Here is a 20,507-nt window from a genome sequence, read left to right on the forward strand (position 1 = left end):
CGTGGATGCGCGTTCGGCTGCGCTGGTCCGCGCCGACTTCCGTTCGGTGGTCGAGTCACCGCATGGACCCGAGCGATTGATCAGCGCGTTCTACGGACATCTGTTCGCCGAGAACCCCGGGTTGCATGAATTGTTCCCGCCCGCCATGGAAATGCAACCCAGACGCATGGCCACCGCGATCCAGTACGTGCTCGATCATCTGGAGGACTGGGAGCGAGCACAGGGATTTCTGGAGCAGCTCGCGCGCGACCATCGCAAGTATGGCGTCGAGGCCACGCACTACGACTCGGCCGGCCGTGCGCTGCTCGCCGCGTTCCGCGCCTACCATGGCGCGAACTGGAATCAGGAGCTGGAGGACGGTTGGCGCGACATCACCATCCTGATCTCCGCGTCCATGGCCATCGGCGCCAACTCCGACACCTCCCGACCGTATTGGGACGCGACCGTGGTCGGTCACCGCCTGGTCTTGGACGACTTGGCGGTCGTGCGCCTACAGTCCGACGAACCGGTGCCCTATCAGGCGGGCCAGTATGTTCCGGTCAGCGTGCCCCAACGCCCGAAGATGTGGCGCTACCTGTCACCGGCGATCCCGTCCAACCCCTACGGCGAGATCGAGTTCCATGTGCGCAAGATTCGTGGCGGCTGGGTGAGCCCCGCGATCATCGGCGAGACCACGGTGGGCGACCGGTGGAAGATCGGGGGCCCTCTCGGTGGCCTGCGGGTCGACCGGGACAGCGGCCGCGATGTGTTGCTGATCGGCGCGGGCACCGGTATCGCCCCCCTGCGAGCTCAACTGATCGAAATGGGCCAACGCGGCATCAACCCGCGCGTCCACTTCTTCATCGGCGGGCGCTACCCCTGCGACTTGTACGATGTGGAGAACATGTGGCAGCTCTCGCAGAGCAACCCCTGGCTGACCGTCGTTCCGGTGTGCGAACAGAAGACCAACCCGTGGTGGTATCCGCATCCGGTGCAGGACGAGCCGTACGGCATGCACCGGCGTCTGATCGGTAATCTGGGCGCGGTGGTCGCGAGCTTCGGCGCGTGGGCGGATCGTCAGATTCAGATCGCGGGATCGGCGCACATGATCGCCGATACCAGGCGCGCACTGATCGCGGTCGGTACGCCGGAGCACAGCATCAGCTGCGACCCTGTGTGACGAAGGAGGCACCTGTTGGGGGACCCGAGCATGCTCGGCAACGGCGCGCAGCATCCACCGGAGTGGACCTCGACCGTTGTCGGCCATCATCGACTCCGTCACGATCTCGCGGTGATTCGATTGATCGGCGAGTTCGTACCGTTCGCCGCTGGACAGTCGGTCGAGGTGGGAATGCCACAGCATCCCCATGTGCGACGCCGGCTCTCGCCGGCGCTACCGCCCTCGTTGGACGGCAAGCTGGAGTTCCACGTGCGCGCCATACCGGGCGGCTGGTGCAGCGGCACGATGGTGGCCGACACCCGCCCGGGTGACGAATGGCGGATCGGCACTCCCCGCGGCGGATTCCATGTGGACCCGGACGGCGAGGAGGTGGTGATGGTCGCCGGCGGAACAGGTTTGGCCCCCATGCGCGCCCAAATTCTGGAACTGGCGCGCACCCCGACCCCGCCGCAGACCTACCTGTTCGTCGGCGGGCGCTCACCGCGCGACCTGTATGCCGCGGACATGCTGCATCTACTGTCCGGCGAATTACCGTGGCTCACAGTGATTCCCGTGGTCGAAGATTTGACCGACCCGAATCGAGTGGACGAGTGGTACGAGCGGTCCCGCGTCGACATCGGATTTTCCGCCGATGACTTGCTACACGGGACACTCGCCGAGGTCGTCGGATCGCATGGCGCGTTCACGAAACACCAAGTGCTGGTGTGTGGCTCGCCCGCAATGGTCGCATCCACCCTGGACGAACTGATCGAAACCGGCACGCCCGCAGAGCGTATTCAGTTCGAGGGGCTGTGAGTTGGGAGCAGCCGACCTCGCCGAGTTCCTCCACACGTAGCGAGACCGGAAATGGTCGATTTGCGGAGGGTGATTCCACGCGTTACCGATTGGGTCGAGAAGCTGAGAGGCGATCCACCGGCACAACTACGGTGGATCGCCTCTGCCTGTGACAGGCTAACTATCGACGGTCGAACTCTCCGCCCACGACGCCAGCAGTGAACGCATCCCACTCCCCAGGGGTGAACTTCAATGCCGGACCGGTCGTGTTCTTGGAGTCACGGACACCCACCACGCCGCCGTGGAATGCGACCTCCACACAATCCTTCGACCCGCTACTGCGGCTGCTCTTGAACCACTGTGCTCCGACTAGGGAAACGCTCACTACTTGTACTCCTTCGCAACATCGACGATGAGGGCTCGACTATCCGCCTCATCCAGCGCCAACCGATCCAGTTCGACGCAAGCATGACGGTACTGCCCAACTTCGTGCGCCTTTTCAAGGTACAGGTCGCCCAAGAAGCCCTGCACATACACCACAGGCGGCATCGTCAATTCTGCCGTCGGATGCGGCGGGAACTCCAACAACACAAAAGTACCGATGAGAAGTGGACGGTATGCTCCAGTCGCTGTAGGCACTATACGAACCGAAACTTTCGGGAGCTGAGCAACTTCAACCATATGGTTGAGTTGAGCTGCCATGATCCGGCAATTGCCGACCGTACGCCGGAGCGCAGACTCGTCGATCAGGGCGTTCATGCACAGTGGGTTCGCTTCACTCGTCAACCGCAGTCGCCGGTTCAGGCCAACCTGCAACATGCGCTCGACATCGGCGGTGCGCTTGTTCGGAAACTCGGTCCAGATGAGTGCTCTTTTGTATTCCTCGGTGTGCAGGAGGCCCGGTAAGAAGGTCGTCTGGTAGGAAGTGATTCGACTCGCCGCGTCTTCGAGTCTGACGAACAATCCGAAATCCTTGGGGATCGCGTCATCAGTGAACGACTGCCACCAACCCCTCGCTCCTTTCGTCTCCTTGACCAGCTCCAGTACCACCTGGGTCTCTTTTTCGCTGGCACCATACAGCTGGCAAAGTCTCTCGATGAGAACCGGGTTGAAGCGGACCGGCTGGCCGGTCTCCATCTTCCAGACCGTGGAGCGCCCCACGGCTATAGCCTTTGCAGCGTTGTCCCTGGTGAGGTCGGATCGCTCGCGCAGACTCTCCAGCTGCAGGCCCAGCAGTCGTCGGGCGATCGTGGAATCAGTTGCCATATCACACTTCCGATGGCGTTGTTTCAACTAGGACAGTGATCAGAACCAAACTAAAACAAGGCCCGATTTTCAGAGACGTTTTCACTGAAACAGTGGCAAGTAGGGCGGTGCGCAGTGTCTTCTTGGTATGCGCCCGGATGGAAGCACGACACCCTCACCGTGTTGCTCGTTATTCGCGTTGCCGCGCAAGGGGAATACCGGAAGCCGGACGCGCCATTCATCCCTCGGATTGGAGATGAGGACCTCATGCACTACAACAACCATGTCATTGCCGGATGCCCCGCGAGTGGCCGATTGCTCATGGTGGCGATCGGCGTGCCTATTGCGGACACCCCCTCACAATGCAGTCTGGTGGTGGCCGATGGATGAGCGCGATTCACAACCGAGTGTGTGGCTGCTGGCCCGGCTTGCGCACGCGCTGCGGGTAATGCCCTATACGCAGGTAGATTTCGAACAACAGCCATTGCCCGAACAGGCCGTCGGATGGTTGCAGCGAGACGACGGTGCATGGAGCCCGGTCTACGCGGATGGGCTGGTGGGTCCAGAGCTTTCGTGGGCGCAAATGTTAGCTGCCACAGGCGAAGACATCGGTGATGTCATCGAATCGCTTATCGAAGCCGGCCTCATCGATACGAACCCCCACCAGGACAGTACGCCCTACCCGATCATAGGCGGCATGGCCGAAAGACCAACCGATCACGACACCTCGAGGGGTTGACATGCCACTGACCCCGCCCCAAGCAGAAACACTCGCCGCGCTCGCGGCAGCGCACCCCGGGGCGTCACTGACCGTCGCGCAGCTACGCGCGCGCACCAGACGTGCGGAATCGACCCTGCGGGCAGCATTACGCGCCCTCACCGCCACCGGATTCACCAGGGCCACACCCAGCGGATGGCAGATCACCCCGCGCGGACGGGCATTGCTACGCACCCGCGCCTACCGCCGATACCGCCCGCACCCTGGACACAACCGACCCACGAGACCCACAACCATGACCACGAAACCAATCGCTATCGGCTACCTCCGCCGCGACATATCCGGCATCTCGCAGAACTGGCACGAAATCCAGATCCGCAGCCTCGCACAACGACTCGGCTACACACTGTCCAAGACGATCGTGTTCGGGACACGCACTGACGATCCCGTCACGCAATTGATCACCGCCGCGCGCAACGCCGCCGCCCGAGCAGTCATCACGCCATGCCTTCGGCATTTCTCCTCACACCTACCCACCGAACTGATCGCAGAATTCGATCTGATCACCATTACCCCCCACCACACCTACACCCGCCCGCCGCCATTTCCATTCGGCTCGTGATTACCGTCGCACGACCCCAATCGGCCCCTACGAGGATGAACAGTTTCTACCGCGTGGGCTTGGGCGACCGAACGGGAACCTCCACACCGAAACACTCGACGCTGAGCACAACGATCACGGTGCACTGGGAGGTCACTGGTCGACCTCCCGTGTTGTGGCTGTGGTAGCGGTCTGCTGCCGCAGTCACGGAGTCGCCGGAGCCAGCGATTGCAGCGACACAGATATACGACACCGGGACCAGCAGTTCGGGCAGTGGGGGTCTCACCCTCTGGAGTGTGCTGGAGCTTCTGCTCGATATCATCAGCCGTTGCTTTCCGGGCATGGTCTGTTGAGTGCTACCTAGCACGACAGTTGTATTTCGTTGTGTTACAAGGAATGTCTTCGATATCGGAGTTGTCGGGCGGAGTTCTGGTGGCGGCGGCATCGGCAGGTGGCCAGGGCGTGGGTGAGGGTGCGGGCGGGGTGGAGGACTATCGCCAGGAGACGGCGGATGTCGGCGACTGTGATTCGACCCAGCCCGCGTGGGCTTTTGGATCGGTAGCGGCGGTGACGGCGAGGAAGGCGTGGGCGAGCATGGCCAGGGTGATGTGCCGGTACCACGGTTCCCATGTGCGGACCTGGTAGTGGTCCAGGCCGCATTGGTCCTTGGCGGCCTGGAAACATTCCTCGACCGCCCTCCTGGCGCCCGCGACGGCGACGATCTGTTCGCGGGTGACGGTAGCGGGGTGAAAGCACAGGTAGTAGGCGATATCGGTGGGGTCGTCGAGGCTGCGGCGGGCCAGCAGGGTGCGGGCGAATCCGGCGGGGATGTCGCCGAAGGACGGCAGCGTGGCCCAAGCCCAGTCGTAGACGCGTTCGCCTCGCTCACCGAGCCCGGCCGACACGCGATGCCAGGCATCAGCGGGCGCGCGACCGACAAGGGTGTCCACCCGGCGACGACCATCCAGATCGTTCACGGTCTGGATGGACCGGCACTTCCAGCACGTAGGACAGCCGGCGAGCCTCGCAGAACGACCGGAACTTGCAGGTACAGCTCTCGGTCGATCAATGCGCGCCCTGCACCGGCAGCGTAGGCGAGGAACACTCCGAGCTGGGGAGTTCTCCGCACGGCCGGCGGTGCCGGAGTATTGCCGCTGCACACCGGCGGACTTGACGCCCTTCTTCAGGAACCCGGTCTCGTCGACCACCAGCACACCATCCGGGCAAGCCAGCGCGGTCGCCACATAGGAGCGCAGCCTGTCTCGCAGTTCATCGGACTTCCACCGCGACCGGTTCAGGAAATGCTGCAGCCCGTCCGGCCCCACCACACCCGCGGCATCGGAGAGCTGCCAGGAGTTCTTGCGCTCCACCGGCGCCAGCAACCCCGTCGGATACGACGAGCCCACCGCCGCGACTCCGCCCGCCCGAACATCCCCGCGATCCCCGCGAACACCTCATCGAACGCCGCCCGCTACACCGAAACATCCTCGGCAACAACATTATCCAACACAGACACGCAAACTACCGCACCACAGGCCCTGTTGCAGCACAACGAAATACAACTGTCGTGCTAAGACGCCCGCGTCCCCAGAGCGGTGCGGGCGCGGACCCGTAGTCGCAGGCCGGTGGGGCTGAGGGCGAGCGCGGGCTTCAGCACCAGGGGCGCGTCCGGGACCAGCTCGACCTGCCAGCGTGCGAAGATCCCGGCGAACGCCAGCATTGCCTCGGTCTGCCCGAAGACGTCGCCGATGCATTTACGCGCTCCCGCGCCGAACATGATCAGGTTCCGGCGGTCCGACTTCGCGCCGTCGATCCAGCGGTCCGGGTCGAAGCGGTCGGCATCGTCGTAGGTGTCGCTGCGGCGATGGATCAGGTGCGGGCAGTACGCCACCGACGTACCGGCGGGCAGGTGGTGGCCGCCCAGTTCGGTGTCGACGGTGACTACGCGGGCAAAAATCCAGGCCGGCGAGTGCAATCGCAGGGTTTCGGTGATGATTCCGCTGGTCAGCTTCAGTTCCCGCAGGCGCTCGTGACCGGGATGGCTGTCCGCGGGCACGGAGTCGACCTCGTCGTGCAATCGGTCCTGCAAGTCCGGCCGCCCGGCCACGACATAGAGGGCCCAGGACAGTGACCCGGCGACGGTCTCGGTGCCCGCGATGAAGATCGTCACCAGCTGGTCGACGACTTCCGCGTTCGTCAGGCCACGATTCTCGCAGCCAGCCGACTCTCCCTCGGCGGCTTCGGCGGTCAGAAGCGCCGAAAGGAAGTCACCGTAATCGTTTCCGCTGACTCGGCGTTCGACCACGATCTCCTCCAGCAGCGTGCGCAGCTGTCGGTTGATCTCATCGAATCGCCGATTCGCCGGAGTCGGCAGCCGAAGCAACGCGGGCGGCGTGATCGTGCGGCGAGTGGCTGCGGCCATCACGAACTCGATCAGTTCGATGATCCGAGCCCGCCGGTCGGACGAGATCGCGTTGGAGAACATCGCATTTGTCAGCACCCGGGACGTGATCACCTCCATCTCGTGCTGCACATCCAGGATCTGCCCGTCCGCCCACGTTTCCGTGACCGCGGCGATCTGCTCGTTCATCACGTCTATGTACCCGGCGAACCGCTCGGAGCGGAAGACCGGCTGAATGGCACGCCGCTGTCGCCGGTGATCCTTGTGGGCGCAGGTCGCGAGACCGTTGCCGAGGAACTCCCGGATCCGGTCGATGATCGGCCCGCCCTTGTCGAACGTCCGATCGTCCAGCAGCACCTCGCGGGTCAGATCCGGACTGCACACCAGCACAATGGGTTTCGTGGCGATACGGATCTGGACCAGGCCGTCGTGCTCGGCCAGCGACTTCACGAACGTGTACGGATCGCGCATCAGATGCGGTAGGTGACCCACGAGCGGAAGGCTGCCCGACGCAACCGGAATCGACTCTAGTGCCTTCATGTTCCCTCCGATTCGGTGGTGATTTCTTACTGGAACCGCTTCTCGATCGCCTGCGCGATCGTGTCGGATGCATACTCCTGGATGAACTGCCGCGCAGTGGGCAACTCGACCACCTCAAGATCGGTGAAGGTGTCGCGTATGCGCGGAATGCAGTCCTTCGGCCGGTACACCAGGTCCTTCATGCCCCACACCAGCAACGTCGGTTTGTCGGCGAGCAGGGCGGGCACGTCGCGGGAGAGCTGGTCCAGCAGCGGCCGGGCGTCACGAATCTGCTTGGCGATCACGCCGAGTCCCCGGCGGGCTTCGGCGCTGGGCTGCACCGCGCGATAGTGCTCGGTCTCGGCCGGACCGATCGTGCGCCCCAGTTCGCTGAGCAGCACCCGCTCCACGAGGAAGTTCCGCTCCAGGATCTGCCGCTGCATCAGGCCGGTTCGGATGACCCGGCTGAACACCTGATTCGCCAGCACCTCGGGCGGCCAGAACAGGGTGTTGCCGAGCACGATGCCGCGCACCCGGTCCACGCGGGTGGTGGCCGCGCCCAAACCGATGGGCCCACCCCAGTCGTGCCCCATCACCACGAAGTCGTCGAGCCCCAGGTGGTCGATGAGTTCGCCGAGCACGGCGGTGTGCCCGGCGACTGTGAAGCCGAACTCCGCTGGGCGTTCGGACAATCCGAAACCGAGATAGTCGACGGCGATGCAGCGGTAGCGGCCGCGCAGTTCCTTCACGATGTCGCGGTAGATGAAGCTCCAAGTCGGAACGCCGTGGCAGAACAGGATCGTCGGACCGGAGCCCTCGTCGATGTAGTGGATCCGGCCGGCAGACGAGTCGAACCACCGGGATTCGAAGGGGTACAGATTCTTGTCGGGAACGAAGTCGATCAGCATGGGAACCTCTCTACGGTTGGGGGACGGATCACATGCGCGCCGCGGCGGCAGAGTCGTCGGACCTGGGCGCCGGGTCCAGGTTCCGGACGCGGACCATGATCGCGACCACGATTGCCGCAAGCCCGAACCATGCTGTACCCCAGTAGAATACGGAGCCATAGCCATGGATCGCGGCGCGGTCGGGCAGACTCGGGTCGGACGGATGATTGCGCACGTACCGGGTGGAAGCCTGGACCGCGATGGTGGTGAGCAGCGCGGTTCCGATCGAGGCGCCGATCGCTGCACCGCGTTCAACAGACCGCTGGCCACGCCGGCGTCCTCCTCGCCGATCCCGTACAGCGCGGTGGCCTGCATGGCCACGAAGATCTGCGCCATGCCGAGCGCGATGACAACCAGCGCGGGAAGCACCGCGAACCAATAGGATTGGCCCACCCGCAACTGCGCCAGGTAGATCAGGCCACCCGCCCCGAACAGCGAGCCGACCAGCAACAGCACCCGTGGACCGGCCTTGGGCAGCAGGGCGCTAGTCACACCCGCGGACAGCACGATACCGAACGGGAACGGCAGGAGGGCGACTCCGGCCTTCAACGGCGAATACCCCAGCGTCTGCTGGAAATAGCAGCTCAGGAACAGGAACACCGCGTACATGGCGACCGGCGCCAGCAGCGCGAGCAAGAACGCGCCAGCTTGGTTGAGCGTCCCCGCAATATGCAGGGGCAGAAGTAGATTAACGACAAGGGCCTCGATCGAGAGGAAAGCCGCCAGCAGGCAGACGCCGACCGCCAGCAGCGCGACGGTGCTGGCCGCGGCCCAACCGACCTGCGCGGCGCGATTGAAGCCGTTGACGATGCTGACCAGTCCCGCGGTCACGAACACGACGCCCGGCAGGTCGTAGCCGGCTGCCTGCCGCAGCGGCACGTCCCGCACGACGACCAGCAGCGCCGCCGCGGTGGCCAGCGCGACCGGAATGTTCACCAACAGGCACCAGCGCCAGGACACGTACTGCGTCAACGCTCCGCCCGCGATGAGCCCGAGCGCGAACCCGGCCCCGGACACGCCTCCGAAGACGGCGAAAGCTTTCGCCCGCTCCTGTGCCGCGGTGAAGGTCGGTCGGACGACGCCGCATGTTGTTCGGACATGAACCTCACCCTTATCTCTCAGCTTCCTGCCACTACGCGATGGTTGGAGCCGCGCCCGGGCAGCCGGCTCGCCAAGAAATCCACGGCAGACCCCAGTGCGCCGATCACCAGGATGATGGCGACAACCTGGTTGTAGGCCAGCTGATCTCGGGCATTCAGGATCTGATACCCCAGACCTGATCTGACCCCGAGCATCTCCGCAGGCACCAGCACGATCCAGGCGGTACCCAGCCCCAGACGGAGTCCGGTCCGCACGTGATCGCGGACGGCCGGAATGATCACGACCCGCAGTAGTTCTATGCGGGTCGCATGAAACGATCGGGCCACGTCCAGGAAACCCCGATCGATGGCATGCACCCCTGAGACGGTATTGAGCAGAATCGGCCAGACGGCAGCGGCCGCGACCAGGAAGTAGACCGGTTGATTGCCGATGCCGAACACGGCGATGGCGATCGGCGTCCAGGACAACGGCGAGATCATGCGCAGGAACTGAACGACGGGCGCGGCGGCCCGCTCGACCCGCGTGCTCAGACCGATGAGCAGCCCCGCCGGCACCGCGATCACCGTCGCGACGGCCAGGCCGATCACCAAGCGCCACAGGCTGATCGCCGCATCCGAGACCAGCACCCCGCGGTGATACAGATCAGCGACGGCCGGCAGCACCCGCTGCGGGGCGGTTTGGCGCAGCAGCGAATGCTCTGGCGACAACACCGAAGTCGCCAGCCACCAGAGCAGCACGGTGAGGGCGACGGCCGCCCCCGGCGGCCAGAGCTTGGCGAGCGCCGATCGGGCCGTGTCACCGGGACTGCGGCGGGATCGAACGATGGTAGAAGTCACAGCGGTTGCACCTGTTCGGCTCTGGAGAGGTCTGCAGGCAGCCCAAAGGCTCGGTTTCCTCCTCGCGCGGCAATTGAATTCAGCACAAAGCTGTCGTCGACCAGCCCCCGGTGCGCCGTGGCCGGATCCAGGTCGTCGAGAAAGCGGCGGTCCCCGTCGACCACGGTGTCGTGCATGGACTCGACCAGCTTTCGGGTGAACCCGGGATAGGGATAGGGCTGGAATCCCACCAGCTGCGGCAACCACTCCGGGTGGCGCAACGGGCAGGGCGGCTTCGGGTAGGTCAGCGCCGTGCGCACCGCTGGAAGTTGCTGGGGCAGATACCTTCCCGCAGTCAACGCGGTCGCGGCCCGATCACGATCGGCGGTGATCCGCAGCTGCGCGGCGACCACCGCGTCCATCACCGACTGCACCGCGCTCGGCCGCTGGGCGATCACGTCGTCCCGGGTCACCAGGACACAGCAGGCGTGTTCGCGCCAGACGTCGCCCAGGAAGGTGTGGATCCGTCCGATGTTCTTGATCTGGGCGATGGCATTGAACGGATCGGCCACCACGTAGCCCGCGATCGACCGATTCGCCAGGGCGGGGACCATATCCGACGGGCTCATGACGATGAGTTCGACGGTGCGCCGGGACCGCGACGCGCTGCGCCGGACCACCGGCGTGATGTCGTGTGCCCGCAGCATCTGCTGCACGATGATGTTGTGGATCGACCACCAAAAGGGGATGGCGACCTGGGATCCGGCCAGCTGGTCGAGATCGGTGATGTCCGGGGCGACCGTGAGCGCGGAGCCATTGGTGTGATTCCAGCCCAGCATCCGCACCCCGGCGCCGAGCACACGCTGCAGTTGCAGGGCCATCGGCATCAGCAAATGCGCGACGTCGATCTGACGGGAGACGAACGCCTCCGCCAGCGCGGCCCAACTCCGGAACAGAACGGGTTTGCCGGCGCTCACCTCGGCGGAGTAGAGGCCCGCGGCGTGCGCGATCAGCAAGGGTGCGGCGTCGGTGATCGGCAGATACCCCACGCGCAGGGCACTCTCGTGCCGCCGCCCGGCGGTCGCCGCGCTGCGCGCCAGGTCCGCCGAGCCGAAAAGCCCTGCGGCGACGGTGAGTCCGGTCGCGCCGGCCAGCAGGTGCCGCCTCGAGATCTCGGTCAAGGAACTGCCATCTCGTCCGGGTGGTACTGCTGGAGGATGTCGTCCCGAAGCGCCAGCGCGTCGCCGGAGCGCACGTCCCGCCATCCCCGGCGGATCCGGCCTCGGTCGAGCAGCACGATTCGGTCCGCGAGAGCGACCGCCTCGTCGACGTCGTGGGTGATGAGCACGACCGTCGCCCCGAGCTCGGCGACGAGCTCGGACAGCCACTGCCGCGAGTCGATTCGGGTCGCCGGGTCCAGCGCGCTGAAGGGTTCGTCGAGCAGCAGCAGCCGCGGCCGGGTCGCTGCCGCGCGCAGCACGGCCACGCGCTGCGCCTGACCACCCGACAGCTCGTTCGGGTATCGGCCCGCGAGGCCGTCCAATCCGAACCGGCGCAGCAGGGTCAGTGGATACTCGCGGTCGAAAACGTCGCGGTGAGCAGCGAATCGTCCTGCGAGCGACACGTTCTCGAGCACGGTGAGCCATGGCAGCAGCAGCGATTGCTGGAACACCACCCCGGTGCGCGGCCGTTCACCGTCCGCACTACAGCGCACCGTTCCCGCGGTCAACTCTGCCAATCCCGCCAGTACCCGCAGCAGGGTGGACTTGCCGCTGCCACTGGGGCCCAGCACGGCGAGGAACTCACCACGATCGATCGAGAGGCACACGCTGTCCAGCACGACGGTGTCGCCGAACTGCTTCGTGCCGCCGTCAACTGTCAATTCGGTTCGCAAACGAGGACACCTTCGTGAGGGGAATCGGGTGGGCAGAACGAGTACCGACCACATCCGCCCGCTTCTGAGAGTCTGCGACGACTAGGCTTTGACGCCGGTCAGTCGCGTGTACATGCCGCCGTGCACGCTGTCGACGACTACGTTGCTCAACCGCTCACGGAACACTCGCTCGAACGGCTCCAGCTTCTTGTAGTGCGACCCCACGATGAAGGACTTCAGGAAGTTGTAGCCGTTGATCGCCCGGAATCCGAAGCCCCTGGTGCGTGGCAGCGCGTCGATGATGCGCACCACGGTGCCCGGCTTCAGGTTCCCGAGCAGCTCGTCCAGCTTCTCCGACGGATCCGGAACACAGCTCATCGCAATGCAACTGAACACCACGTCGATGTCCGGCAGCAGCGGCGTGGTTGCGATGTCATCGACCACGAGCTTCACGTTGTTCCACCCGTGCTCGGTCACCCGCTTCTCCGCCTTGGCGAGAATGGCCGCGTTGTTGTCCAAGCCGATCACCCGGCCCGAGGGTCCGATTGCCTCAATCAGAGCCGGGAAGGCCAGGCCGGTACCGCATCCGAGATCGGCCACCGTTTTGCCCGACAGCTCGAGTCCGGCCACCAGCGCGGGGTGCAGCTTGTCGATGCCACCCAGCGACAGGACCCACGCGGTCCGGTCGTAGATGGGCGCTGCAATGTCATACCGCTCTGCCAATTTCATTCCCCTTGTACTCGGATTCGGTTCAGCCGAAGCTTTTCAACGCCGCGTCAGTCGAACGCGGAAGCCACCCTTGATCGTCGGGGCCAGACCGGTCTCCTCACGGAAGGTCCAGTTCGGCGGGATCTCCACCCGGTACCGGCTCAGGATCAACCCAACCAGGTAGGGCGCGATCAGGTATCCCAGCTGGGCGCCGGTGCATCGGTGCGGGCCGGCGCCCCAGGCCAGGAAGTGCAGCAGGCGCGGCTGATCCACCCGCTTGCTGTTGTCGTAGAACCGGTTCGGATCGAAGGTGTCGGGATCGGTCCACCACCGCAGATCCCGGTGGATCGCCGAGATGGGAGCGCCCAGCATCGTGTTCGGTGCGATGTCGAGTCCCTGGAGGTTCCCTCCGACCGCGGTGAAGCGCAGTAGCAGCGGGAACCCCTGCATCCGAATCGATTCCTCGAAACACGCGCGCACCCACCGCAGGCTGCGCACCGAATCGACCGAGGGCTGCGACAGATCGATGGTGCCGCATTCCTCCACCACGCGATCGGTCGCCTCGGCGTCGAGCAGCGTGCGCACTACGGTCTGGGTGATGGCGCCGGCGGTGGTGCCGTACGACGCGCTGGTCATCGTCGCCACGTCGAAGCAGAGGTCCCAGAACGTCATCGGGGTCTTGAGCTTCTTGTACCCGAGCACCATGCCGTCCAGCACATCGCCGTAGGTGCCCAGGGCCGGCGAATTCTGGCGCTCGACAACCCGATCCTTGACGATCTTCGCGGCGGACAACACCGTCCACGGCCGGATCTTGTACGGGCCCCAGGGGCGAACCAGATTCGGCGGATCGGCGATCTTCAGCGTCGAGCCGAGGAGCTTGGTGAACGTCGCCATGCCCTCGTGCAGCTCACGCATTTCCTTGGCCGTGAACGACTCGGTGTAGGTCTGTTTGAGCACGCCGCGCAGCAGCGTCTGGAAGATCGCTTCTTGCAGATCGGTGACGCCGTCGGCATCGGTCGCCTCACCGATGTTCGCGTCGAGGGTATCCAGGTAGGCGTCGACATTCGCCTGGAACGTGCTCTTCAGGCCGTCACGGGTGACCAGGGGGCTGACGATGCGGCGTCGCTCACGGAAGATCTCGCCCTCGATGAACGACAGACCGTTCTGCCGCTTCGCCATTGCGGGATGGTAGTTGCCGAACTTGCTGTAGTCGCCGGACGTATCGTCCATCACCCGGTGCACGTCTTCCGGGTTACCCAGGACGATCAGGTCCCGCAGCGGCAGCTGGATCCGGCAGACGTCGCCGTACCGCCGGATCGCCTCCCGCAGGAACTTATTGCGGTCCTTGGCGAACTCGGGGTACGAGCCCATGATGCGGTGCCCCGGAGGGCCCGGCAGATGTTTGTTCGAGAGGCGACGGCTGGTGATGCTGGTGGCGGAGTGTATCTTCGTGGCCGCCCCGGCATGCGGGCATTGATTGTCCATCGAAAATCCTTCTACTTGCGGAAGACGTGCGCGCGGACCATGCCGCCGTGGTATCGCGCTTGGGACTCCAAGGTCAGACCGACGCTCTCACAACGAGACAGCGTGAATTCCACGCCGCGATCCGACTCCACTTCTTTGGTCATGTGTGCGACGGGATCCAGGCCGAACAGCCCGGCGATCCGGCGAATCAGGAGCAGACGGAGCTTCAGCACAGTCAGCAGCAGCTCGTTGTCGGGCAGTGCGAGTTCGATCAGCAGGAAGCGCCCGCCGTCGCGCAGCACCCGGGTGACCTCTAACAGCGCCGCCGCGGAGTCGTCCATGTCGTCGAGCGCGAAGCACATGACGACCGCGTCGAAACTCTCCGAGTCGAATTCGAGCGCCTCCGCGCTGCCGCGCATCAGGCTCCATTCGGTTCCCGGCCGTTCCCGGCGCAGCCGCGCCAGCTTGGGCTCGGCGACCTCGAGCATCTCCTCGTTGAGGTCGACCGCGTGGTAGGAGATCGGAACGCGATACTCGGCGGCCAGCGCGGACGCGATAGCGGCGGTGCCCGCCGCGACATCCAGTACTCGGGCACCGGATTCGAGCCGCAGCAGCCGTACCGCCGCGCGGCGCAGCCTGGCGTCGCCGCCGAATGTCATGACCGTGTTGACCAGGTCATAGCGCGGAGCGATCTTGGTGAACATTGCCTGAGGTGTGGCAGGACGTGTCCCGACCATTCAAGAACCTCTTCTCTCTGAGACCGGACACTTCATTCGTGTCGCCCTATCCGGCGCAGCACCTGACCCGCCGCGTCCTCGCCGACCGCCTTCACCATCGACCAGGCGCCGGCCCGCGCGGACCGACCGTCCCGCAGCCAGCCCGATACCAGCCCCACGACCTGGCGCAGGTGGATCTGCCCAGCCAGCGCGGGAGCCTCCACCGCGGGAATGCGCGCGTCGATCAGCGTCGGGCCGTCGGTACGGAGCGCCGCCCGGAACGCGTCGCCGAATTCCCCGGCCGTGCGGGCCGTCACCGCGGACAGCCCGCAGTGCCGCGCGAAGCTCGCGAAATCAAAGGCCGCGAATTCCGAGGAGGTGTCGGGCCACCCCATGATCCAGCTCTCGAACTTGATGGCCGCCAGCGCGCCGTTGTTGAAGACCACGATCACTGCGGTCGAGTCGAGCTGCGCGGCATTCCGCAACTCGGCCAGGGTGATTCCGATACCGCCGTCGCCGACGATCGCCACCGAGATGTCCGCCGGATTGCGCACCGCGACGTCCACCGCCGCCGGCACCGCGAACCCCATCGTGGCGAACGAGGCGGTCCACAGGTAGCGGGTGGCTGACCGCACATGGCGGTAGGCCCACAGCGTGTTGATGCCGACATCCACGCTCAGGGTCGAGGAGCGCTCGGCGCACGCGAGCTCGTGGTCGATAATCTGCGCGGCCGTGACCGCCCGCAGTTCGCGCGTCCCTTCCCGCGGCGCCTTGCGCGCGGCCGCACGGGAAGCGGGCAGGCGGCTAACGGCGCCGCGCTCGGCCGAACAGGCGAGCAGCGCCTCCAGCAGCTCCCGGGCCTCACCGAGCAATCCGATCGAATCCTGGGGCAGGCGAAGAAAAGTCAGCGTATCGGTATTGAGCGAGATCACCGGGCCGGTACCGACCAGCTCGAACGCTGAACCGCGCCACGAGACACCGACCAGCACGACGACCTGACTCTGACGGATGGTCTGCATCGCCACGTCGTGCCCGGAGGTGCCCACCAGGCCGTCGCAGCGATCCCCCAGCACATCCGCGGCCAGCGCGCCCATCGTGCAGTACAGCGGAGCGCCGATGCACGCGGCCAATTCGATCAGTTCCCGGCGGGCGCCCGCGGCGCCACGACCGACGACGATCGAGACGCTCGGCGCCGCCGAGAGCAGCTCCGCGGCCCGGGCGATCTCCTCGTGCCCGGCCATCATGCTGCCGGGCATGCCGATCAGAGATTCCGGAATATCGAATGCGCCGGCGGCTTCGACCAATGCGGCACCGGTGACCGACGCCAGCGCGGCGCCGGTCACATGGATGTGCGTCACTCCCCTACCGCCGCCCGCGACAGTCAGCAGAGCGTCGCGCAGGCGGATCGTGTCCCCGGCTGTGCCGTCCAGCACGACAGAGATCGCCGAGATCTCGCCCAGCACGTCGACCGGGTCCAGGAACCAGCGGTCGATCTCGAACGAGATCAGCAGTACCGTCGCGCTGTCGAATGCGGCGTCGTAGAGGCCGTTCAACTGCCCGAGCAGCTCGGCCGACGAGGTAACCACCGCAGCGGCGGGCTTGCCCGTCGCCTTGAACACCGCGGTCGCCCGCATCGCGGCCGCCTGTGTGTCGGCGACCACGTGCACGTTCAGATCGGCCCGGTCGCTTCGCATATCGAGGCGGCGACGGCTGGTCGGCGACAGATACACCGAGTCGATTCCCCGGACCGACAGCGCCGCGAGCAGATCGCTCGCGAAACCGGCGACTTGCGCGTCGGGAGCTGCGGGCGAGGACTCCAGCTCCACCGCGCCGGTGAGGATCACGACCGGTCCGGTCTCGCGGCCCGCCTGCTCGATGGCCGAATCCAGTTCCGCCGGCGTGGCCGCCCACAGCACCGGGATGCCGAACGCCCGCGCCAAGTCCCGGATCGTCGCACCCGAAGCTGCGGCGCACACCACGGTCACCGGAACTGAATACCTTGCGGACGTGGATAACTCGGAGATGTACTGGTCCAGCGACGCGAGTTCGGTCAGCGCGTAGCAGCGCCTGCCCGCCGCGAGGGCGAGGCCCATCGCCATCGGGAGCGCCGAACCCTCGGCCTCCAGGTTCCAGGCGCTGTGGACATCGGCGTGCCCGCTCAAGAATCTGCGCGAAAGTCGTTGTACGGTACCGGGATCCACGGCCAGGGTCGCGCCCGCTAACCGCCGCGCGAGCACCTCCCACCCGGCGGGCGGTTGCTGGTCTCGCGATTTTCCGGCCGGGCGCTCCGCGGTGTCGGCCGACGCCCCGGTGCGGCTCGCGACGGCGGAGACCAGGGATTCGAGGATGCCCGCGATATCGCCCGCGACACCAATCCGGCGGCTGCCCGCGTCGAACCCGGAGGTCGCCAGATCGGTGATTTCGATGAGGGTGTCCGCGGCGGGAAAGTACTTCCGCACACCGGTGGTGGGACGGCCGATCAGCAGCACACTGTCCGCAGTGGCCGGCGCGGCGCTGCCATCGTTGACCGGGGTGACCAGCGTCTCGGGTATTCCCGATTCCGGCAGAGCCCACAGCCGGACATCCAACGCGTCCGCGAGCGTCCGTGCGCGATCGGCCGCTTCCCGGCTGCCCACGCCGAGAACGATCGGCGCCGGATGCGAGCACAGGTAGTCGGCGAGATCGTCGATTCGCTTCTTGTCGACCTTCGTGGCGCTGCGGCAATCCAGCCGGTATGGACTCGGCTGTTCGGTCTCCTGCACCGGCGTGTGCAGCAGGTCGGACGGAATGGCGACGTGCGCCGAGGTCCGTTCGAGGCGGATGCCCAGCATGATCTGGTCGAAGACGCCTATCTGGTCGGCCGACATGATGTCCGACGACCGCCACGCGCCGTCGCGGAAAAGCCGCGAGGAATCGATCTCCTGGAACGAACTGGTGCCGATTCCGGCGAGGGCGACCTGACCCGAGATCGCCAGCACCGGCACGCGATCGTACTGCCCGTCGTAGACCCCGGGCAGCAGATGCGTCGCTCCGGGTCCGGCCGTGCCGAAGCACACGCCGACCGTGCCCGAACCCCGGGCATAGCCGACCGCCATCCACGAAGCCGCGCTCTCGTGGCGGACCGCGATCAGTCCGATCTCGTCACGCCGCCCGACCGCGTCGACGAGACAGTTCACCGACTCGGCGGGCATTCCGAAGATGTAGCGCACATCATTTCGGACCAGTCGATCCACGATCGCGTCCGCGAACCGCGGATGCCCCAACAGATCGGCACCCAAGTGGGGATTCATCTGTGGCACGCGCTTGCCTCCATTCGGCTGTAACCCTCCGCGAGTACGCCGACCACGTCGGCTGTGTGTTCCGGCGCGGGAACGGTGATCCGGACGCCGAGGGCCGGATACTCACGCACCGCAATCGCCGAGCGGGTGAAGAAATCTACGAGAGATGCCGGATGCCGCGTCGGCACCCAGACGAAGTTGCCGCACGATTCGGGGACCACCAGGCCGTTCTCGCGAATCGAGGTAAGGAACGCCGTGCGGCTGCGCACTACCTCGTCGACCTGGGCGGCGAGTTCGTCGCTCACATCCAGCGAGGCGACGGCCGCGGCCACCGCCAGCCGATTCACGCCGAAGGGCATGGCGGCCGTGCGGCAGGCGCCGATCAGCTCGCCGTCGCCGACCGCGAATCCCACCCGGAGACCCGCCAGACCGTAAGCCTTGGAGAAGGTCCGCATCACGACCAGGTTTCGGTGCGCGCGTGTGAGCCGGAGCACGGCCGAGGCATCGGCGGTGCGGTCGAAGTCGATGTACGCCTCGTCCACCACGACGACCGTGTGCCGCGGCACCGCGGATAGCACCCGGTCGATCTCGTCAGGGCGCACGGGCTCCCCGGTCGGGTTGTGCGGCGAGCAGATCAGCAGGGCGGCCGCGTCGTCCCCGGCCGCAGCCACCATCCGATCCAGCGTCTGCCAGCGAATCATACTGCCCCGCAACGGAACCGGCGTTCCACCGGCGTCCACCACGACCCGCTCGTAGGCGTCGAACGCCGGAACCGCGTAGACAACCCGACGGCCTGCGCCGGCGACCCGCCGCAGAATGTAGCCGAGCACGCCCACGCTGCCCGGCCCAACGATGACCTGGTCGGGGCCGCAGCCCACGAACTCGGCGATGGCGCCGCGCAGCGCACCGTAGGAGGCGGCGGGGTACTCCGCCGCGCGATCCACTTCGGCCTCGATCGCCTTGCGGACAGACGGCAGCGGAGTGAACGGCAGAGCATTGTTCGAAAGGTCCAGCCGGACAGTCGAATGATCACGGTCCTCGCCCGCGCGATACTCGTCCCACACGACACCCACGGGCGCCCGCAGGACCGTCTCCAGCGCATCCATCACACAACATCCTTATTTCGGCGGGTATCGAGTTTCAGCGCGTCCATGAGGAAGATGACGACCAGCGACCCGGCCACGATGCCGACCGACGAAAGAGAGGGATCCACCAGCAGGATCCAGGTCGACAGGTAACCCGTCGACACCACCATGTCGAAGCGAAGCATGTTGTTCGCCGAGTGGTTGTCGTCGCGAAGGATCATCCGGGCGGCCTGCACGCAGACAATCGGGAACCACACCAGAGTCAGCAGGAATTTGACGGCGAATTGCCCACTGGCCACCAGAAATACCGGACCCAGATAGACCAGGATCGTTCCGGTCGCGGCCACGATGGCCGCCTGCCTGCGAGTACTGCTGAGCGTCGCCGAGGTGACCAGCCCGGCGCTCTTGTCGCCGTGATAGTCGGGCAGGTTCTTCACCAGCCCCTTGGCTACGAACCAGATGAAGAGATAGGCGGCCATCAGCATGAACGCCCAATTGCCGAGCACCGACGGTCCATGCTTCGCCACCGCAGCTGCCATCACGAACGGAAACGCGACGTCCAGCGCGAAGAGCCCGAGGGAGGGCAAAGGCCGTGCCTTCACCCGAAAGGGCGGCAGCGAGTACTGATGGGCGATGACGATGCAGATCAGCGTCATCCCGACGAACACCGGACCGACCGGAACCGACAGGGCCAGCATGAGCAGGCACACCACATAGGCGCTCTTCAGCAGCTTGCGGCGGCCGTACAGGCCGAGCAGGTACAGCCGGGCCGGGAGGTTCTCGTTGTCCTCCTCGACATCCGAGTAGCCGTTGAACAGATTGGCGACCGCGCTGTACAGGAAGGTAATCGCGAAGCCTAAGAATACGTTCGGGCCGATTTCCAGACCTTGCATCTTGCAGGAAAGGCAGAAGGCCAGCATCCCGGGCAGGCAGGTGCGCGGGCGGGCGAAGGAAAGGAAGAGTTCGATTCGCTCCCGAATTCCCTTCGCGAATCCCTCGGACGAGTTCACCCAGTCAATTCGCTTGTCTGCCGATTTGCTCAGAAACTCGTCAAGTGTAGGTATAGAAATTGTTCCAACCACGATCACAGCTCACTTGTCATA

General features: G+C 65.6%; 18 protein-coding genes and 2 pseudogenes. 5 read left to right on the forward strand and 15 right to left on the reverse strand.

Annotation, left to right across the window (positions count from 1 at the left end; translation table 11 throughout):
• Position 1 precedes the first annotated feature (1 nt).
• Together K940_RS0123575 and K940_RS0123580 are read left to right on the forward strand one after the other, a co-directional pair.
• On the forward strand, positions 2 to 1,159 hold the full coding sequence (locus K940_RS0123575) for an FAD-binding oxidoreductase (RefSeq protein WP_028479490.1): 1,158 nt from the start codon (positions 2 to 4) through the stop codon (positions 1,157 to 1,159).
• 30 nt (positions 1,160 to 1,189) lie between these two features.
• Positions 1,190 to 1,954 carry an FAD-binding oxidoreductase gene (locus tag K940_RS0123580; protein ID WP_028479491.1) on the forward strand — a complete coding sequence of 255 codons (765 nt, stop codon included), beginning with the start codon at positions 1,190 to 1,192 and terminating at the stop codon, positions 1,952 to 1,954.
• A gap of 160 nt (positions 1,955 to 2,114) precedes the next feature.
• Here the strand turns inward: K940_RS0123580 and K940_RS0123585 are convergent, their stop codons facing one another.
• Together K940_RS0123585 and K940_RS0123590 are read right to left on the reverse strand one after the other, a co-directional pair.
• Complete coding sequence (locus tag K940_RS0123585) at positions 2,115 to 2,318, reverse strand: DUF397 domain-containing protein (protein WP_028479492.1); 204 nt, start codon at positions 2,316 to 2,318, stop codon at positions 2,115 to 2,117.
• The gene (locus K940_RS0123590; protein WP_028479493.1) at positions 2,318 to 3,199 is read right to left on the reverse strand and encodes a helix-turn-helix transcriptional regulator; all 882 of its coding nucleotides are present in this window, start codon (positions 3,197 to 3,199) and stop codon (positions 2,318 to 2,320) included. The genes K940_RS0123585 and K940_RS0123590 overlap by 1 nt, the downstream gene beginning before the upstream one ends.
• A gap of 114 nt (positions 3,200 to 3,313) precedes the next feature.
• Between K940_RS0123590 and K940_RS0123595 the strand changes: the two genes are divergently transcribed.
• Genes K940_RS0123595 through K940_RS33820 form a run of 3 tightly spaced genes read left to right on the forward strand, consistent with a single transcriptional unit; the run spans position 3,314 to position 4,518 of the window.
• Positions 3,314 to 3,568 carry a hypothetical protein gene (locus K940_RS0123595; RefSeq protein WP_028479494.1) on the forward strand — a complete coding sequence of 85 codons (255 nt, stop codon included), beginning with the start codon at positions 3,314 to 3,316 and terminating at the stop codon, positions 3,566 to 3,568.
• Positions 3,561 to 3,917: a hypothetical protein gene (locus K940_RS0123600; RefSeq protein WP_155981085.1), complete on the forward strand. Its 357-nt coding sequence runs from the start codon at positions 3,561 to 3,563 to the stop codon at positions 3,915 to 3,917. Before K940_RS0123595 ends, K940_RS0123600 begins: the two co-directional genes overlap by 8 nt.
• Before the next feature lies 1 nt (position 3,918).
• The gene (locus K940_RS33820; protein ID WP_231390492.1) at positions 3,919 to 4,518 is read left to right on the forward strand and encodes a hypothetical protein; all 600 of its coding nucleotides are present in this window, start codon (positions 3,919 to 3,921) and stop codon (positions 4,516 to 4,518) included.
• A 470-nt stretch (positions 4,519 to 4,988) separates the two neighbouring features.
• Here the strand turns inward: K940_RS33820 and K940_RS30090 are convergent.
• The 13 genes and pseudogenes from K940_RS30090 to K940_RS0123670 all read right to left on the reverse strand — a co-directional run bounded on the left by K940_RS30090 (position 4,989) and on the right by K940_RS0123670 (position 20,414).
• Positions 4,989 to 5,929 (reverse strand): annotated as a pseudogene (locus tag K940_RS30090) (IS701 family transposase).
• Positions 5,930 to 6,067: 138 nt separating this feature from the next.
• Complete coding sequence (locus K940_RS0123620; protein WP_028479498.1) at positions 6,068 to 7,438, reverse strand: cytochrome P450; 1,371 nt, start codon at positions 7,436 to 7,438, stop codon at positions 6,068 to 6,070.
• Positions 7,439 to 7,464: 26 nt separating this feature from the next.
• The gene (locus tag K940_RS33310; protein ID WP_028479499.1) at positions 7,465 to 8,325 is read right to left on the reverse strand and encodes a haloalkane dehalogenase; all 861 of its coding nucleotides are present in this window, start codon (positions 8,323 to 8,325) and stop codon (positions 7,465 to 7,467) included.
• Between the two features lie 288 nt (positions 8,326 to 8,613).
• Positions 8,614 to 9,486 (reverse strand): annotated as a pseudogene (locus K940_RS33315) (MFS transporter); the annotation flags it as partial.
• Complete coding sequence (locus tag K940_RS30095) at positions 9,483 to 10,289, reverse strand: ABC transporter permease (protein WP_051407506.1); 807 nt, start codon at positions 10,287 to 10,289, stop codon at positions 9,483 to 9,485. The gene K940_RS30095 and the pseudogene K940_RS33315, both read right to left, overlap by 4 nt.
• Positions 10,290 to 10,297: 8 nt before the next feature.
• Complete coding sequence (locus K940_RS0123635) at positions 10,298 to 11,461, reverse strand: ABC transporter substrate-binding protein (protein ID WP_036530025.1); 1,164 nt, start codon at positions 11,459 to 11,461, stop codon at positions 10,298 to 10,300.
• Positions 11,458 to 12,174, reverse strand: coding sequence for an ABC transporter ATP-binding protein (locus tag K940_RS0123640; protein WP_028479501.1), 717 nt, complete (start codon positions 12,172 to 12,174; stop codon positions 11,458 to 11,460). The genes K940_RS0123635 and K940_RS0123640 overlap by 4 nt, the downstream gene beginning before the upstream one ends.
• Positions 12,175 to 12,255: 81 nt before the next feature.
• Positions 12,256 to 12,876 (reverse strand): class I SAM-dependent methyltransferase, encoded by a 621-nt coding sequence (locus tag K940_RS31175; RefSeq protein ID WP_196812345.1) that lies wholly within the window; start codon positions 12,874 to 12,876, stop codon positions 12,256 to 12,258.
• A 42-nt stretch (positions 12,877 to 12,918) separates the two neighbouring features.
• Positions 12,919 to 14,346: a cytochrome P450 gene (locus K940_RS0123650; protein WP_081706602.1), complete on the reverse strand. Its 1,428-nt coding sequence runs from the start codon at positions 14,344 to 14,346 to the stop codon at positions 12,919 to 12,921.
• A gap of 11 nt (positions 14,347 to 14,357) precedes the next feature.
• Positions 14,358 to 15,029 carry a class I SAM-dependent methyltransferase gene (locus K940_RS30105; protein WP_051407491.1) on the reverse strand — a complete coding sequence of 224 codons (672 nt, stop codon included), beginning with the start codon at positions 15,027 to 15,029 and terminating at the stop codon, positions 14,358 to 14,360.
• Between the two features lie 65 nt (positions 15,030 to 15,094).
• A complete protein-coding gene (locus K940_RS0123660) occupies positions 15,095 to 18,331 on the reverse strand; it encodes a thiamine pyrophosphate-binding protein (protein WP_028479503.1) in 3,237 nt (1,078 codons plus the stop codon).
• Complete coding sequence (locus tag K940_RS30110; RefSeq protein ID WP_051407492.1) at positions 18,328 to 19,425, reverse strand: histidinol-phosphate transaminase; 1,098 nt, start codon at positions 19,423 to 19,425, stop codon at positions 18,328 to 18,330. The genes K940_RS0123660 and K940_RS30110 overlap by 4 nt, the downstream gene beginning before the upstream one ends.
• Positions 19,425 to 20,414: a UbiA family prenyltransferase gene (locus tag K940_RS0123670; protein ID WP_028479504.1), complete on the reverse strand. Its 990-nt coding sequence runs from the start codon at positions 20,412 to 20,414 to the stop codon at positions 19,425 to 19,427. The genes K940_RS30110 and K940_RS0123670 overlap by 1 nt, the downstream gene beginning before the upstream one ends.
• Between the last annotated feature and the right edge of the window lie 93 nt (positions 20,415 to 20,507).

Origin of the sequence: Nocardia sp. CNY236, from assembly GCF_000482385.1 — a bacterium.
In the GTDB taxonomy this organism is placed as follows: domain Bacteria; phylum Actinomycetota; class Actinomycetes; order Mycobacteriales; family Mycobacteriaceae; genus Nocardia.